Source organism: Desulfobotulus alkaliphilus (assembly GCF_007830435.1).
Classification (GTDB): Bacteria; Desulfobacterota; Desulfobacteria; order Desulfobacterales; family ASO4-4; genus Desulfobotulus; species Desulfobotulus alkaliphilus.
The window spans coordinates 105,637-121,817 of the sequence record NZ_VLLC01000005.1 but is presented as its reverse complement, the minus strand read 5'-3'; the positions used below and the strand labels follow the sequence as shown (position 1 = coordinate 121,817).

At 50.7% G+C, this 16,181-nt stretch carries 14 protein-coding genes and 1 tRNA gene; 11 read left to right on the top strand and 4 right to left on the bottom strand.

What is annotated here, in order from left to right:
- Window positions 1-526: 526 nt before the first annotated feature.
- From LZ24_RS04920 to LZ24_RS04885, 9 genes are all read left to right on the top strand, one after another.
- Window positions 527-1,594 (top strand): AI-2E family transporter, encoded by a 1,068-nt coding sequence (locus LZ24_RS04920; RefSeq protein WP_222427534.1) that lies wholly within the window; start codon window positions 527-529, stop codon window positions 1,592-1,594.
- Window positions 1,595-1,731: 137 nt separating this feature from the next.
- A complete protein-coding gene (locus LZ24_RS04915; protein ID WP_144682950.1) occupies window positions 1,732-2,400 on the top strand; it encodes a hypothetical protein in 669 nt (222 codons plus the stop codon).
- Between the two features lie 46 nt (window positions 2,401-2,446).
- Window positions 2,447-2,797 carry a hypothetical protein gene (locus LZ24_RS04910; protein ID WP_144682948.1) on the top strand — a complete coding sequence of 117 codons (351 nt, stop codon included), beginning with the start codon at window positions 2,447-2,449 and terminating at the stop codon, window positions 2,795-2,797.
- 2 nt (window positions 2,798-2,799) lie between these two features.
- Complete coding sequence (locus tag LZ24_RS17150) at window positions 2,800-2,976, top strand: hypothetical protein (RefSeq protein ID WP_186442937.1); 177 nt, start codon at window positions 2,800-2,802, stop codon at window positions 2,974-2,976.
- Window positions 2,973-3,848, top strand: coding sequence for a flagellar basal body-associated FliL family protein (locus LZ24_RS04905; protein WP_144682946.1), 876 nt, complete (start codon window positions 2,973-2,975; stop codon window positions 3,846-3,848). The genes LZ24_RS17150 and LZ24_RS04905 overlap by 4 nt, the downstream gene beginning before the upstream one ends.
- Window positions 3,849-4,227: 379 nt before the next feature.
- The gene (locus LZ24_RS04900) at window positions 4,228-5,532 is read left to right on the top strand and encodes an NCS2 family permease (protein ID WP_144682944.1); all 1,305 of its coding nucleotides are present in this window, start codon (window positions 4,228-4,230) and stop codon (window positions 5,530-5,532) included.
- A gap of 286 nt (window positions 5,533-5,818) precedes the next feature.
- On the top strand, window positions 5,819-6,373 hold the full coding sequence (locus tag LZ24_RS04895; RefSeq protein ID WP_144682942.1) for a phosphoribosyltransferase: 555 nt from the start codon (window positions 5,819-5,821) through the stop codon (window positions 6,371-6,373).
- Between the two features lie 103 nt (window positions 6,374-6,476).
- Complete coding sequence (locus LZ24_RS04890; protein WP_144682940.1) at window positions 6,477-7,214, top strand: dolichyl-phosphate beta-glucosyltransferase; 738 nt, start codon at window positions 6,477-6,479, stop codon at window positions 7,212-7,214.
- An 11-nt stretch (window positions 7,215-7,225) separates the two neighbouring features.
- Window positions 7,226-9,016, top strand: coding sequence for a PAS domain-containing sensor histidine kinase (locus tag LZ24_RS04885; protein WP_144682938.1), 1,791 nt, complete (start codon window positions 7,226-7,228; stop codon window positions 9,014-9,016).
- Window positions 9,017-9,070: 54 nt separating this feature from the next.
- Here the strand turns inward: LZ24_RS04885 and LZ24_RS04880 are convergent, their stop codons facing one another.
- The 4 genes from LZ24_RS04880 to LZ24_RS04865 all read right to left on the bottom strand — a co-directional run bounded on the left by LZ24_RS04880 (window position 9,071) and on the right by LZ24_RS04865 (window position 11,796).
- Entirely contained in the window at window positions 9,071-10,612 is a 1,542-nt protein-coding gene (locus LZ24_RS04880) for a glycosyltransferase family 39 protein (protein WP_144682936.1), read from the bottom strand.
- A gap of 108 nt (window positions 10,613-10,720) precedes the next feature.
- A complete protein-coding gene (locus tag LZ24_RS04875; RefSeq protein ID WP_144682934.1) occupies window positions 10,721-11,008 on the bottom strand; it encodes an integration host factor subunit alpha in 288 nt (95 codons plus the stop codon).
- 49 nt (window positions 11,009-11,057) lie between these two features.
- On the bottom strand, window positions 11,058-11,378 hold the full coding sequence (locus LZ24_RS04870) for a hypothetical protein (protein ID WP_144682933.1): 321 nt from the start codon (window positions 11,376-11,378) through the stop codon (window positions 11,058-11,060).
- 342 nt (window positions 11,379-11,720) lie between these two features.
- Window positions 11,721-11,796: transfer RNA gene (locus LZ24_RS04865), tRNA-Thr, on the bottom strand.
- Between the two features lie 28 nt (window positions 11,797-11,824).
- On the opposite strand from LZ24_RS04865, the gene mfd reads away from it, so the two are divergent.
- Window positions 11,825-15,319 carry a transcription-repair coupling factor gene (gene mfd / locus LZ24_RS04860; protein ID WP_144682931.1) on the top strand — a complete coding sequence of 1,165 codons (3,495 nt, stop codon included), beginning with the start codon at window positions 11,825-11,827 and terminating at the stop codon, window positions 15,317-15,319.
- Window positions 15,320-15,380: 61 nt separating this feature from the next.
- Window positions 15,381-16,181, top strand: coding sequence for a SurA N-terminal domain-containing protein (locus LZ24_RS04855; protein ID WP_144682929.1), 801 nt, complete (start codon window positions 15,381-15,383; stop codon window positions 16,179-16,181).

The window sequence follows — 16,181 nt, the reverse complement described above, 5'->3', positions numbered from 1 at the left end:
GTCGTATTTTTATCTTTTTGATTATTAAGTGTTTTTTTACTTTGGGTGCCGGTGGGAGAACATTTGAAATACGAATATAAAGGGATCTGTGGTTTTTTTGTTTATTGTATGCAATGGATCTGGCTGTCTGCCATCTGCCGCAGACGCTTTCAACGGCCTTTAAAAGGCAAAGGGTGGCCCCTGCGCTTTTCCTGTATGGTAAAAATGGCTGCTTGCATAAAATCCATAAAATCTGATACTCGATATGGAATTATTTTTCAGATTACCAGGCAGATTCAATCCTTATTATCTGATCCTTATCCTGCCATGAAAGGGTTCCCGGTAGCTGAAAGATACAACATACTCCCATTGCTCCGGACACACAGGCCCCTAAGCTATTTGCCGTGACGCAAACGATTGTAATGTCACCTTGCAAATAGCCAAGGGGCCTTCCAAGGGTACCAAGCTGATGAAAATGCAGTCTTGGCAATTCGAAATAAAATGTGCTGAACAATCACTCTGATTATAATATGACAGGAGAAAGAGCGTGTTTAAGGAAATTTATAATAAGTGGATGCACCGGTATTTTTCCGATGAAGAAGCCATTATTTTTACCCTGCTGCTTTTGGTCTTTTTTCTGGTAATCATTTTTTTCAGCCGCATGCTTGCCCCTTTTCTTGTATCTGTAGTTATGACCTTTCTGCTGCAAAGCGTTGTGAATACCTTGCAGCGTTTCCGCATGCCCCGTCTGCCTGCAGTAATTATTGCATTCAGCCTTTTTATGGGGGTTTTGCTGGGCGTTCTTTTCTGGCTGTTGCCTCTGATCTGGCAGCAGATACTGAGTCTGGCCCGGGAATTGCCCGGTATGGTCAGGGCTGCCCAGGTCTGGTTTGTGGAAATGCAGGCGGCCTATCCCCAGTTTTTATCCCAGCAGCATATCGATCAGATCTTTACTGAGGCCAGTGGAGAACTTCGCAAGCTGGGCCAGTGGCTGGTGGGACTTTCCCTTTCCAGTATTCCGAGTCTTGTGGCTTGGCTGATCTACCTGATTCTTGTGCCTATTCTGGTTTTTTTCATGCTGAAGGATCAGGAAAAGCTGGTTGCCTATGTTTCTTCCCTCATGCCTGAAAAACGGAGCCTTCTCAGCAGGGTCTGGAACGAAATGGATGATCAGATTACAAACTATATCAGGGGTAAGGCCATAGAAATTCTGATAGTGGCCGGTGTGACATGGGCCTGCTTTGTCTGGCTGGGGCTGGGGTATGCGGAACTCCTTGCCCTGCTTGTGGGATTTTCTGTCCTTGTACCTTATATAGGTGCTGCCGTTGTGACCATTCCGGTTGCACTGATTGCGCTTTTTCAGTTTGGCATCAGTTCGGATTTTTTGTGGGTCATGGCCGTTTATGGCTTGATACAGCTCCTTGATGGCAACGTGCTGGTTCCCCTTCTTTTCTCCGAGGCCGTGAATCTTCATCCCGTATCCATTATTCTGGCAGTGCTGGTTTTTGGCGGACTCTGGGGATTCTGGGGAGTATTTTTTGCCATCCCCCTTGCAACCCTGCTGAAGGCTATTTTCCATGCCTGGCCCAAGCTCCATACAGAAGATCCTGCGTGAAAAGATATCGGTGTTTGCGCCATGGGCTCAGGCTGAACGCTTGTGATCCCCGTGCCATGGATCTGTTTGACTTTGGGATATGCAGATTGCACTGGGATCCGTTTATTTTTAAAAATGTATAAAGGGAGTGCAGAACAATGAATGAAAGGAAAGGGGGGCCCCGGTGGCTGGAATTTCTTTCCGGTTTTTTCCGCATAAGCACAAGGCAAGGGAAAAAGACGCCAGAAGAGTTTAACGGGCAGCGTATTGAAGAGCTTGCGGATCTTCAGGAAAAAGGGGACGGGCGGCTTGTGGAAGAAATGTTTGCCGCAGGGCCGGGGATGTCTTCATGGGCCATGAAACTGCAGCAGCGCTTCCTTGAGGTTCTTGAGGAAAAGGAAACCTATATTGCAGATAAAGGAGCGCTGCCCTATCCCGAGGCATGGATACGGCTGGCTTTTAAGTTTCAGGCCCTTCGCTGTATCCGTGCAGGACAGGAAGAGCTGATTCCTGCCATCAGAAACGGGCTGGATCACCTTGCCTGCTTTCAGAATGTAAGCCCTGCGGACAGGGAAGCTATCATGACTGTGGAGCGGTACAGGGATGAAATCCGAAGCACGGGCGTATCTCCGGGGGAAGAGGATGCCGTTTTTCTGTCCGATGGCACTTCCCTGAAGGAGGTGCTCAAGGGCTATTCAAAGGCCCTGCCCGTTTTTAACCGTTATCATGATGCCATAGAAGAAAGAAAAAAAATCTGTTCCATGGAGCTGGATGGTTTTATGGTGCAGGTAAAAAAACATGCTGGCAGTGCAGCAGATATGGGATAGCAGGGGGCTTTTGCTCAATGCTTTCATGATGAAAGAGGGGGCAGGTATGGACCGATGCAATTTCTGTGGCCGGTATTCAGCGGCATCAAGCTGTGCTGAAAGCCGTATTCGTATTCATGGGGTGCATTATCTGCCGGTTCCTTACAGCCCACGGAAAAAGACGGTTTTCGAGCAGGATGGTCTGCCATCCCGCTGTCCCTGCTGCGGTGTGATGCCTGGTGGTCTTCATCATGTGGGGTGTTTTCTTGAAATATGCCCCTGTTGTCAGGGATACTGGCTTTCCTGTCGCTGTTTCGGCATTAAGGTCAGGGTGGATCATGGTGATCCTGTTTCAGGCTGCCGCATCATTCCCTTTCCCGCTGCCTTTATGGCACCGGATGCTTCCGGAGAGGTATAATCATGGAGTGGATCGTTCTTTTTGTTTTATTTTTTCTTGTGTTTTTCGGGGTACGAAGGCTGGCTGACCGTAAAAAAAAAGGTGCTGCACATTTTATCTGCACACAATGCGGAGAAAATGACTGTATCTGCCATGAAGAGAACAGGGATCAGGAAAACCCGGACAGGGAGGACGCATGAGACTTTTTTTCCGGGCGGTTCTGATCCTCTTTTTGGCCGGACTTGTCTCCTGTGGTGGTGAAAGGGAGGAAGACCCGAGATTGCTTCTCATTGGAAGCTGGCGGATTTCCCATATGAATGTCCATACCATTCTCACCTTAAGGAATAATGGATCATGGCAGTCCGAGGACAGAATGGAAGGACAGCATACCAAAATTATAGAAAAAAGAGGGCAGAGTACGGGGCGCTGGAAAATGGAATCCAGAGACCGTCTGGTTTTTTCCGTTGAAACAGCAGAGGAAGCAGGTATGTGGCCAGCTGGCTCCCTGCAGACCTTTGACATAGAAACCCTTGAGCCGGGAAAGCTTGTCTTAAGGCATCCGGAAACAGGAAGAACATCGGAGTGGAGCAAGGTGAGGGCCCAACGTCCTGTAGCTGGTGAAATACTGGCCCATCAGGTGGTGAGAATGGAACCTATTATTGTCAATATTGCCCGCACCAGAGTACTGGAAAGGCAACGTTTTCTTTGTATGGAGATGGAGTTTGTCCTGGGGCTTGAATATCCGGTAAGCAGTCCGGAAGAGATACCGCCACCGCCGCCCCTGCATCCTGAAGTTCGTGAAACCATTCTTTTTTATCTCTCCAGTCTGGAATACCGTGATATGAATTCATTTGACAGGGTAAAGGAATTTCGCCTTCACCTTCGGAATATGCTGGCTCCGTACTTTGATAACCGTCTGGAAGAAATAGAAATCAGAAATATCATTGTGGCATCCAGTGAAGAAAGCCTTGAAGAGTTTATCCTTGGCTATCCGGAGCTGCGCCACGAGTTTGGTGTCATGCCCCCGCAGAGGCCCGTCCCGCAACAAACGGAAGCTTCAGTATCGGAGTGAAAACCGCTGAACTGCCCTATGGCAGTGGCAAGAGGCCTGTTCAGGAATTACGGGGAGAGGGCGGTGTCTGTTCCGTTATCTTCCTTTTTTTTGCTTTAATATCAAGAACATTGTTCTCGTCCCTTCGCTGGGGATTGTTTGGAAAAATATTGATGAAAGTATGCAGATTGACCTTAAAATATTTGCATGCTAAAGGATACAATTTTTTAAGTTGCCATATTTGATATGGTCGCTGGTTTTCAGAACTTAACCTTTATTCATACTTAAGGATTTCAGTCTGTAGCATTCCGAATGAAAGGATAAAAATAAAGACTTTTTGCTTAAAGAGTGCGTATATGCTGAATATCTGCAATTCTAACCCCATAAAGAGACTTGAAAAATGATCGCACAACTGAATGTTTTTTTTAAACTGACGGAAAATCGGACCTCTTTTCGTCAGGAAATTATGGCAGGCCTTACAACTTTTCTTACCATGGCCTATATTATTTTTGTAAACCCCAATATCTTGGGGGATGCAGGGATGGACAAGGGCGCACTGATTACCGCCACCATTCTGGCTGCAGCCTTTGCAACCATCCTTGTGGGTCTCTGGGCCAATGTCCCCTTTGCCATGGCACCGGGTATGGGGCTGAATGCTTTTTTTGCCTATACCCTTGTGTTGGGACAGGGAATGGCATGGCAGACGGCGCTGGGGGTTGTTTTTATTTCCGGTATCTTTTTTCTTGTTCTCACCCTTCTGGGGGTGCGTAAATGGATTATTGCAGCCATCCCCATGGAACTGCGTCTGGGAACGGCTGCGGGTATCGGACTTTTCATCACATTTATTGGTTTCAAAACCCTTGGTCTGTTTGTGCCCCATCCCGCCACTATGGTCACGCTTGGTACCCTGACAACTCCCGTTGCACTCGGTCTTGTGGGGCTTGCCCTCATTGCGGTTTTTGAGGTGATGAAGATTCGTGGGTCTATTCTTGTGGGTATTATTGTGACCACCATTCTTGGTATGATATTCGGCCTTGTGGGAGTTCCTGACGGCTTTTTTTCAACGCCTCCTTCCATCGCTCCTATTTTTATGGAACTGGATATCCTTTCTGCATTGAAATGGGGCTTTGCAGGGGCTATTTTTTCATTTATGTTTGTGGATCTTTTTGATTCAGTAGGCACTGTTGTAGCCTGTTCCTATGAAGCGGATATGGTGGATAAGGATGGCAATATCCGTTCCATTGACAGGGTGCTGGAAGCCGATGCCGTGGCAACCGTAGCCGGTGCACTTATGGGAACCAGTACCACCACCACCTACATTGAGTCTGGCTCCGGTATTGCACAGGGCGGCCGCACAGGACTTACGGCATTGAGTACGGGGTTCTTTTTCCTTGCGGCCCTTCTGTTCACGCCTTTTATTGCTGTGGTGCCTGCCTTTGCAACGGCCCCTGCCCTGATTGTTGTGGGCGTTTTCATGTTTAAAAATGTTCAGAAAATTGATTTCCAGAATTTTGAAGTGGCCCTGCCCGCATTTCTTACCATCATACTCATGCCCCTGACCTTCAGCATCAGCATGGGGCTTTGTGTAGGGTTTCTTTCTTTTATTCTTGTCTCTTCATTTTCCGGTAATATCCGTAAGATTCATCCGGTTATGTGGATCATCGGTGTCTTTTCCATGATCGAGCTCCTGCTCAAGGCGCTGTAAAAAGCTTGTAATTATTCAAGCATGGGTTTTCTGACTTTTTCAGCCTTAAAATCTTTAGAAAAAGTCAACGGGCAAGGTGTTTTTTACGGCTTTCTTTCTTCCCTTCGGCACTCAGGCCAACAAGCTTACAGCACATGGAACAGCTCCGGTTTGTGACCTGTGTGCCGGGGTTCCTCAGGCTTCGAGAGCCTCAGCCACCGCCTGGAGGGAGAAGGGAAGCCTGCTGAATCATTACAAGGCTGACGCTTTTTTCACGTTATAATTATTTCCCGGATACAGGAGGCACATGGAAACATTCCATGAAAAGCAGTATATATCCGCAGGCCAGATGGAGCAGGATTGCTGGGCTTTTGCCAAGGACCTTTTTCGAAAGGGACTGGATTTTGACCATTTTGTCGGTGTAACCCGTGGCGGGGCCCAGGTTTCCATTTATATGCAGGAAGTTTTTATGGTGTTGACGGGAAAGCCCAAAGATTATGCCACCATTCAGGCACGTTCCTACTCGGGTTTTTTTGAGGCCGAAGAAGAAGTCTTTGTGGACAATGTGGGTGCGGTGATACGTCATCTAAAACCCGGAACCCGCATCCTTGTGGTGGATGACATCTTTGACCGGGGCAGAACCTTGCTTGCGGTACACGATGCCATTGTTGCAGCACTTCCCTATCCGGATGTACACCTTTCCCTGGCAGCCCTTTATTATAAGCCTGAAAATACTCAGGTTCATATCCGGCCGGACTACTTCTACCGGATTTTTGGACCAGAGGACTGGATTGTTCTTCCCCATGAGCTGGAAGGTCTGAGCCGGGAGGAGATGGCACAAAAGGGTTTTGTATGGCCTTGATTTAATTAAAAAAACATGATATCAAAATTTTGCTTGCCACCTATGGCAGGCATTGACTGACAGAGCTGGGTCAGGCCGTTAAAGGAAGAGGTGAAAGGGACGCATGAGTTTTTCTATCGTCATTCCGGCTTACAATGAAGAGGACCGTATTCAGAAAACACTGCATGAAACTGCCGCGTGGCTGGAAAAGAATGCCATGGACGCAGAAATTCTTGTGGTAAGTGACGGCAGCCGGGATGGAACCCGTCAGGTGGTGGAAACTTTTAAAGGCCCTGCCAGCCTTACCATACGCTGCCTTGAATATTTTCCCAACAGAGGCAAGGGCTACGCGGTACGTTATGGTATGCTCCGTGCCATGGGCGAGAGGATTTTGTTCATGGATGCGGATTATTCTGTACCCGCATCGTTCATTCCCAGAGCAATGGAGGAAATGGACCGTGGTGCGGATATTGCCATGGCATCCAGGGCCATACCCGGTGCAGATATCAGCCGTCACCAGAAACCCCTGCGGGAGATGGCGGGAAAATTCTATACCCTGATTCAGAATTTTTATCTGGGAATGGATTACCCGGATACCCAGTGTGGTTTCAAAATATTTTCGAGGAAGGCGTCGCAGAATCTTTTCTCCCGACAGCAGTTGCACAGCGTAATTTTTGATCCGGAAATTCTTTATCTTGCCCGTCGGTTGAACTACAGGGTGGCGCAGTTTCCCGTTACATGGACCCATCAGGAAAATTCCAGAATTAAATACGACACACTTGGAAAAACACTGGCGGTTTTCCGTGAACTATTCAAAATCCGGGGGCTGCATAAAAAACTTGGTCGCCATGATATCGGCTGAAGGTGCAGGTAATGCGGTTTGATTTAAAAAGTGGCCTTGCAGGGGCTGCAAGGTCACTTTCCTGCATGGGCCTCAGATGGAAAAATTATTTCAGGGGTGGAACAGACAGGGATTTTGAGGAGGATCAGGCACCTCTTGTGAGGGATAGAACCAGCCTGCTCCTTGTGCTTGCTGCACTGCTTTTTCCTTTTTTTACCGTTACGGACTGGGCCTATTATCCCGATAAAATATGGGCACTTACCCCTTTGCGTTTTGGGACGGGTCTCATCTGCCTGATGCTTTTCTGGGTAAACCGCCGCATTGATCTTGGTTTTCAAAGTGCAAGGCTGGCCTTTGCCGGTTTTTATGTCTGCGCCTTTGCAATGATCCTTATTGTTGTTGTTACGGATGGTTACCGGACTTCCTATTATGCCGGTTTTCTTATGGTCATTGTGGCATTTTCTTCCATTATGGCGCTGCCCTCGCGCATGATGCTGCCCCATATTTTTATCCCCTATTTTGTTTATTTTCTGGTCATTCTCCGGAAAAGCGGGTCGGAACAGGTATCGCTTTTTTTCCTCAGTCATATACTGGTTCTTGTGACCCTTGGGATCTGCCTCATGGCTGCTGAGACCAATCACCGCCTGCGCATGAAAGAGTATAAGGCAAGAAAAACCCTTGAAGAAACCAAGATGAAACTGCAGAAACAGGCACGGGAACTGGCCGAAAGGGTGGCTGAATCCCGCATGCGCTACCGCCAGCTTGTGGAGCGAATGAATGACTGTCTGGGGGTTTCCGGCCCTGATGGTGAAATTGTTTATGTCAATGATCGCATGTGTGAACTTCTGGGGCTTTCGAGGGAAGAAATGCTGGGCCGTCATTTTTCTGAGTTCATGGATGGTCTTGCAAAGGTCCGGGCGGAAAAGGAATTTGAAAAAAGAAAAGCCGGACAGCGCAGTGCCTATGAGGCCTGTCTGCAGGATCATTCCGGGAGCAGTATACCTGTGATTATTTCTGCCGAAGCCCTGCTGGATGAAAAGGGGCTTTTTCAGGGTAGCTTTGCTGTTATTACAGATATTTCAAGCCAGAAGCGTGCGGAGCGGCGCATTGCCCAGTTGACCCATGAACTGCTGCGTGCCCTTGAGAATGAAAGGCACAGGATAGCAAGGGATCTGCATGACCATGTGGCCCAGGATCTTTCATCCCTGCGCATTGCCTTTGAGGATATGGCCATGCAGCTTGAATCCGGATCCCCCATCCGCCGTCAGACCTCACACCTGTCACGAAGGCTGCAGGATGCCATAAAGGATTTAAGGGAAATTGCCTATGCCCTTCGTCCGCCAGATCTCGATACCCTTGGACTTTCCCGGACCATTTATCGTTATTGCCAGGAATTCACGGATCACACGGGCATTCCCGTGCATTTTGTTACGGCGGGTATGGAGGGGTCGGCCAGGGATTTTGACAGAGAAATCAACCTCTACCGCCTTGTACAGGAGGCCTTGGGGAATATCCGTAAACATGCAGGGGCTACCCGGGTGGATATCCGGCTGATTGCTTCCCATCCGGATATTATTCTGCGTATCCGTGACAATGGGATGGGCTTTGATGCGGAAAGGCAGGAGGGCTCCGTATCGCCGGAACGGGGCATGGGCCTGAAGGGCATGGCGGAACGCGTGGCCCTCCTTGGAGGGCGCTTTGAGATACGTTCCCGGCCCGGTGAAGGCTGCTGTATTTCGGTATGGATTCCCATGGAAGTTGAAGGTGGAAACGGTTCTGCTTTAAATGCTGTTCCGGACCTACTGGATGGGCAGGCGGGCTGAATCCGGCGCAGCAGGTATTTTGAAGACCTGCTGAAACCTTTGAGGTTCGCTGCGCTATCCCCTTGCCCGTACATCATCGGGCCTTGAGGGCTGCCACCGGAGCCCCCCTTTAAAGCCATAGCATCGGTAAATAAAGAGTTCCCGGACTTTCTCTCCCCGCCGCATCACAGAAAACACCTCAGGCTCGTCCACATGCTCAAAAACTTCCAGAAGCCTTTGCCTGAAATCCGGATGCCTTGACACGCCGATGGCGTTTTTTCCCAGAATATCCGCATCTTTCCACCAGTAATCATAGACATTGGGCCTGTGCCAGCGGTTGATGGAAACGGTACGGGGCTGGCCCGGCATATAAAAGGCCAGCTCGCTTGCAATCTGATACCTGAAACCAAAGAAAAAGGTGTCCTGATCCACGGGCATTTCTTCTGCCATGGCCGCAACCCGTTGGCCAAGGTCATCCCAGCCGCTGCTTTCAATGGCAGACCTGTCCTTATCCGGGGGGATGGGCAGAATAGGGTAGAGTACGTGGACGAGGAGGAGGCCCGTGAGCAGCAGCCCGGACCCGATGGCCCATGGCCATATTTTACGTCCCTTTTTGAAGATGGGGGCCTCAGGAACCCTTGCTCCGTGGCTGAAAAAAGCGGCTGCCAGTACAGCGGCCCCCAGATAGCCCGCCGCAGGCCAGTTGCCGTAAATGCGGGTTTTCAGGCTGAGAAGGGCAAAAAACAGAATCATGGGCAGGGAGGTGGCCAGAAGATAATGGCGTATCCATGGTTTTCCCGGTGCATCGTTACGAAAGGCTGCAAACCAGGCCATGATGACAAGGAGGAATATCAGGGGGGTGATCAGCCCGATTTCCGAGCCCAGATACTCAAAAAAATATTTAAGGGTAAAAACCGTTTCCGAACCGGCCCCTCCCAGATGGGCCACATGGCGCAGGGAATTCCAGTTGTGGGAATGATTCCAGAAAATAACGGGCATGAACATCAGGCTGCCGAGGATGACCGCCACCCATGGCCGGATGCCTGTAAGGCGTTTTCTGTGGATTTTTGATCCAAGGCCGTAGGCAAGGGCAAAAAAACCGAAGAGTACCATGGTGAATTTGGATAAAAGACCGAATCCGAACCAGAATCCGCCCCAGAGCCACTGGGACCAGCTGTTTTCTTCATAAGCCCTTGCCACATGATAGGTGGCACCGGCCCAGGCAGCCGCCTGTATGCCGTCTGAGGTGGCGAGGATACCCCCCACCTGAAAGAGCAGGACGGACTGGGTGATTAAAGCGGTTCCCAGGGCTGCCTCTTCTCCGAACCAGCGTCTCGCGGTAAGTACCATATACAGACCGGCAAGGGCCATGCCAAGGATGGAGGGCATGCGTACGGCCCTTTCCGTATGCCCCATGATTTCACAGAAAAAACGGATCAGCCATCCGATCATGGGCGCCTGATCATGGTAGCCCCAGTCCAGATGCCTTCCCCACTGCCAGTAGTTGGTTTCATCGGGGACCAGCATGAATGCACCGGCATGGAAAAAACGCAACAGTGTAAAAAGGGTAATAATCCACAGGGCCAGAGTAAAGGGGCGCATACGTGTCAGGGGCATGGGATTGATCACCGGAGTCTGGGGGTTGTTGTCGGGTAGGGGGGGCTGCCGACAGCAGAGGAAACTTCTTTTCCATCTGCTGCCGGATAATGCAAACAGGGCCGTTTTTCAGGATTCCGGACCGTTAATGGCATCCCGGAGCTTACCGGAACATTTAAAGGTGACAACCCTTCGGGGACGAAGAATCAGATCACTACCCGTGGCCGGGTTGCGTCCCCTGCGGGCTCTTTTTTCCTTGACGCAGAATTTTCCGAAACCGGAAATCAGTACGTCATTGCCTTCTGCCAACTGGTCTTTCATGATCATCAGCAGGGTTTCAACAATGTCCACGGATTGTTTTTTGTTGAAGCCTGTAATGCTGATTCTTTCCACGATGTCATTTTTGGTCAGCGCCATTGCAACTCCTGAAGTCTTTTTTCGTGTTTTTCCCCACAGGGCTTTACGTTCAGAGGGGGTAGTTCTGTTCGTGATAGATACGGTCAAAGTAGTAACCGTAATATTCTTCGTCGGGTTCCTTTTTTTCTTCCGGTCCTTGGCTGCGGGAAGACAGCCACAGCGTTTTTGCATAAATATACAGCTCACGGGTCAGCAGGCTGGGGTCACTGACCACTTCCCGGTTGCTGCCAACAAAACTGCCTGCACCTTCAACGGCAGCCTTCAGACAGCGGATACATTCTGTGTCATCGCATCCCTGCTCCCGGGCCGTATGATACAGTGTGTCAATGATCTTTTTAGCTACACCCTCAATACCGTCAATGCAGTTCATCAGATTTCCCTCACTTGTGAAACGGGCTTCAGGCAGAAATCCTCTGCATAAAAAAGTTTACATATATGGCAGTTAGATACAAGTCAAGGCAACATATTTTTCCGGAGGGAGAAAGGGACCGCTGGATCTGACTGTCTCCTCGGGTGTTTTTTTCAGTTGTCCTCTCCGGGGATTCGTTTATGATGAGCCCGTTTTTATTTCAGAGGGGTCTTTTCGGCTTCCTGATATTGTCCCCGTTACAGGGAAATGTGAAAAGCGTATGGTGTCCTGATCGGCAGCAAACGATGAAGGAACCATAAAAAAGGGATTTTCCGGCAAGCGAAAAATCCCGTTCCATTCAGATGGAGCCGACGAGCAGAGTCGAACTGCTGACTTGCTGATTACGAATCAGCTACTCTACCAACTGAGTTACGCCGGCAACAAACGCGAAAATTAATACAGGTACCATGGCGCAAAATCAAGAGAAAAAAAAACTGGCCCGGCTGAAAAGCCTCCTTGCTTCCGGAAACGCTTCCATCGCTTGTGGCAGTATTCCTGATACAGCCCGCTCCTTTGTGGTTTCCCTTCTTGCGGCAGCGGAAAAAAGACCACTTCTTCTGGTTGTTCCCGGCCAGAAAGAGGCAGAAGAGCTTCTGGAAAGGCTGCATTTTTTCCGGGATGGGGACGGGCCTTCTGCAGACATCTTTCCCGCTTACCATGTGCTGCCCTATCAGGCCATGGCCTGCCATGGGGAAACCGCAGCCCGCAGAATACGTTTTCTTTATACCTGCATTACCGGAGAACTTCCGCCTGTCCTGATTGTGTCAGCAGATACCCTTTCCCAGCGGGTGATACCACCGGAAACCCTTGTGGCCTTCAGCCGGGTGATCTCCTCCGGGGAAAGCCTTGACAGGGATGTGCTGGTGTCGATGATGATTGCCGCAGGGTATCAGCGAACGACCCTTGTGGAAGAACCCGGAGATTTTGCCTTGCGTGGTGGGATTCTGGATTTTTACTCTCCCGGACATGATGATCCTGTGCGCATTGAATTTTTTGGGGATCAGGTGGAGTCCATCCGTTTTTTTTCCGCAGCAACCCAGCGCAAGCTTAGGGATACGGATACGGTGGTGCTGCTGCCCGCAAGGGAAATGATCCTTGCCCCCTCCACGGTGGAAGCCATGCTGGGCCGGGTTCGCAGACAAGCCGCAGAAGCAGGCTTTGGTGTCAGCAAGGTTCGTGAAATTGTGGAGCGCATACGGGAGGAAGGGATTCATCCTGCCATAGAGGGACAGCTTTCCCTTGTTTACGATGCGCCCGGTTTTCTCATGGACTACCTTTCCCCGGAGACACTGACCATAACGGATCAGCCGGAAGCATGCAGGAGCCTTGTGGAGCGTCAGGCCCAGAGAACGGACAAGGCCCGCAAAGAAGCCCTGTCCGCCCGGCGCCTTGCCGTATCGCTGGGGGATCTTTATGTGGACTGGGAGTATATCCACAGGCGCATGGCCTCGGCAAGGTGTGTGCTGTTCCGGGAGACCCTTCCCCTTAACGGGGAAGGTCTGGATTTTGATGTTCAGGAAAACATGGCCATCCGGGGCGAGCTGGCCGGTCTCCGGGGAGGCATGCAGCCCCTCCTGCCCCTTGTGAACTGGCTGCAGACCCGGGTGAGGGAAGGCTGCCGGACCTGTATTGTCTGTGCCACCTCTTCCCAGATCAGCCGGGTGAAGGATCTTCTGTCTGCCTATGGGGTATCCGTGGCTACAGCCCTTTCATTTAAGGAAATTTACGGGGCCAGACGTCCGGGTATATGGCTTTGTGAGGGCCGTATCCGCACAGGGTTTGTCTGGGAGGAAGAGGGACTGGCCCTCATCAGCGAAGATGAGATTTTCGGGGCCAAACAACGCAGAAGAAAGACCCGCAAGGGGGGGGTGAAAGATCGTTTTCTGAATCTTGGGGAGCTGCGTGAAGGGGATGTGGTTGTCCATGCGGACCATGGTCTGGGGCGTTTTGAGGGCCTTGAGAAACTGCGGCTGAATGGTGTTCTGAGTGATTTTATCCTGCTGACCTACAAAGATGGTGATCGTCTCTATCTGCCCGTGGACCGCATGGGAATTCTCCATAAATATGTAGGGGTGGACGGGCTTGAGCCTGTGCTGGACAAGATGGGGGGCAAGGGCTGGGACAAGGCCCGTGAAAAGGCCAAAGCTTCTGTCGAAAAAATGGCAGGAGAGCTTCTGGCCCTTTATGCCGCCCGCAAGGTGCATACCCGCAAGGCCTTTTCTTTGCCGGACAATCGGTTTCAGGATTTTGAGGCGGCCTTTCCCTATGAGGAAACACCGGATCAGCTCAAGGTCATCGGTGATGTGCTGGAGGACATGGCCGCAGCTTCACCCATGGACAGGCTGGTCTGCGGAGACGTGGGCTACGGGAAAACGGAAGTTGCGCTGCGGGCGGCCTTTCAGGCCGTCATGGACGGACGGCAGGTGGCTGTGCTGGTTCCCACCACGATTCTGGCGGAGCAGCACTACAGAACCTTTACCCAGCGTTTTGAAAATTATGCTGTCCGCCTTGCGGCCCTGGACCGCTTCCGCAGTCCGAAGGAGCAGCGCCGGATTATTTCGGAAATGGGGGATGGCCGTCTGGATATTGTCATCGGTACCCACAGGCTCCTGCAGAAGGATGTGCAGTTTAAGGATCTTGGACTGGTCATCATTGATGAGGAGCAGCGTTTCGGAGTCCGGCACAAAGAGATCTTGAAAAAGATGCGGGAAACCGTGGATGTGCTGGCCCTGACCGCCACACCCATTCCCCGTACCCTGCACATGTCTTTAATGGGCATGCGGGATATCAGTGTGATTGCCACGCCACCGGAAGAGCGTCAGGCCATTATCTCCTATATATCCGAGTATGATGAAAGTGTGATCCGGGAATCCGTGAGCCGGGAGATGGAAAGGGGAGGGCAGGTCTTTTTTGTCCACAATAATATCCATAGCATTGAAGGACAGGCGGCCCGTCTGCGGGAGCTTCTGCCCGATGTCCGCATCGGGGTTGCCCATGGCAGGATGAAGGAAGAGGATCTTGAAAACCAGATGCTGGCCTTTATCCGTAAGGAACTGGATCTGCTTGTCTGCACCACCATCATTGAATCCGGCCTTGATATCCCTTCGGCCAACACCATGATTGTCAACCGGGCGGATCGTTTCGGGCTTTCCCAGCTTTATCAGTTGCGGGGGCGTATTGGCAGGGGAGAGGTGCAGGCCTATGCCTATCTCTTTGTGCCCGAGGAAAGCCGCCTTTCAAAGGATGCCATGCGCAGGCTGAAAGTGCTCATGGAGCACTCTGATCTGGGTTCGGGTTTTCAGATAGCCATGAGCGATCTTCAGATCCGGGGCGGGGGGGCTGCCCTTGGTGCCAGCCAGTCCGGCCACATTGCAGCCGTTGGCTATGATATGTTCCTGCAGCTCATGGAAAACGCCGTTTCAGAGCTTAAGGGAGAGCCGGTGCTGGACCCCCTGGAGCCGGAGATCAACCTTTCCATGAATGCCTATATCCCCGAATCCTGTGTTCCGGACATTGATCAGCGCATTGCCATTTACCGCAGGCTTTCCCGCATGGTATCCATCGGGGAGATCAAGGCTTTCCGTGAGGAGCTGACGGAGCGTTACGGTGCCCTTCCGGTGGAGGCGGGGAATATCCTTTTAAAAATCATGCTGAAGGTTCTTTGTGTGAAGGCCGGTGTCCGTCGTTTAGACCTCACGGACCGCCATCTGGTGCTGGTTTTTTCTGAAGTTCATCAGAAAAGACCCCTTGCCATTGCTGAAGTGATGGATGTTTTTCCCCAGCCCATGGCCTTTCTTTCCGATGGCAGTCTGAAGGTGGAACTGCTCAAGGATCGCAGGCAGCCTCCCATGGTTCAGGCCAGAAACATCTTGAAAGAAATTCTGGCTCGTGTTAACGGCTGAAGGGTTGCATACAGTATTTTTTTCCAGATGGAAAAAATCTTTGATCCCGCCAGAGAGGACCATGAAGCCCTTTTCCGGAAACACTCCCCTTTTGTATTTTTATACTGTACTTACGGGTCTGATACTTATGATTTCGGGCTGCACCTTTATGCAGCCCGAAGATGACACATGGGTGCTTGAACTTGGTGAAAAAAGAATCAGTCTCGGGGAGTATAAAGATGCCTATGAGATGGCCAAGTCTGGCTATGAACACAATCTGCTTCAGGAACAGCTTGTTCGCAGGGTCCTGCATTATCGTGTACTGAAGGATTTGGCAGAAAGCCTTGTTCTGGAAGTGGTCGCCATGGAAGTCGGAATAGAAATTTCAGAAGCCTCCCTTGCAAAGTCTGCGGAAAAAATCCGCTCCATGTATCCGGAAGGGGTTTTTGAAAGCATGCTTTCCGAAAATGTGGTTTCTGAAAGGGCATGGATGCAGGGACTCAAACGCAGGCTGCTTACGGAAAAGCTTGTGGACAGGATCATGGAACGAGAAATTGCCATTACTCCGGAAGCCATGAAAGACGCCCTGCTGGCATACAGCAGAGTTGTTGGCAAAAAACCGGAGGAGGTGGACTTTAATGCAGAACTGACAGAAAAGCTGATCTCCCGTTTCCGCAGACAGGAATCGGAAAAACTCTATGGTAAATGGCTGCAGGAGAAGAAAGAAAGCATGCCCGTGCAGGTTCACACGGAGCTTCTTTACAGGGTTTTTCCGGAAATCCGTCCCCTGTTGGCCGGGCTGGGTGAGGAAGAAGGGGGAGTTTTGTTACTGCCCCCGGATTCGGCCCCTGACGTGGATCTGTATGAGGAAACAGGCTTGTAA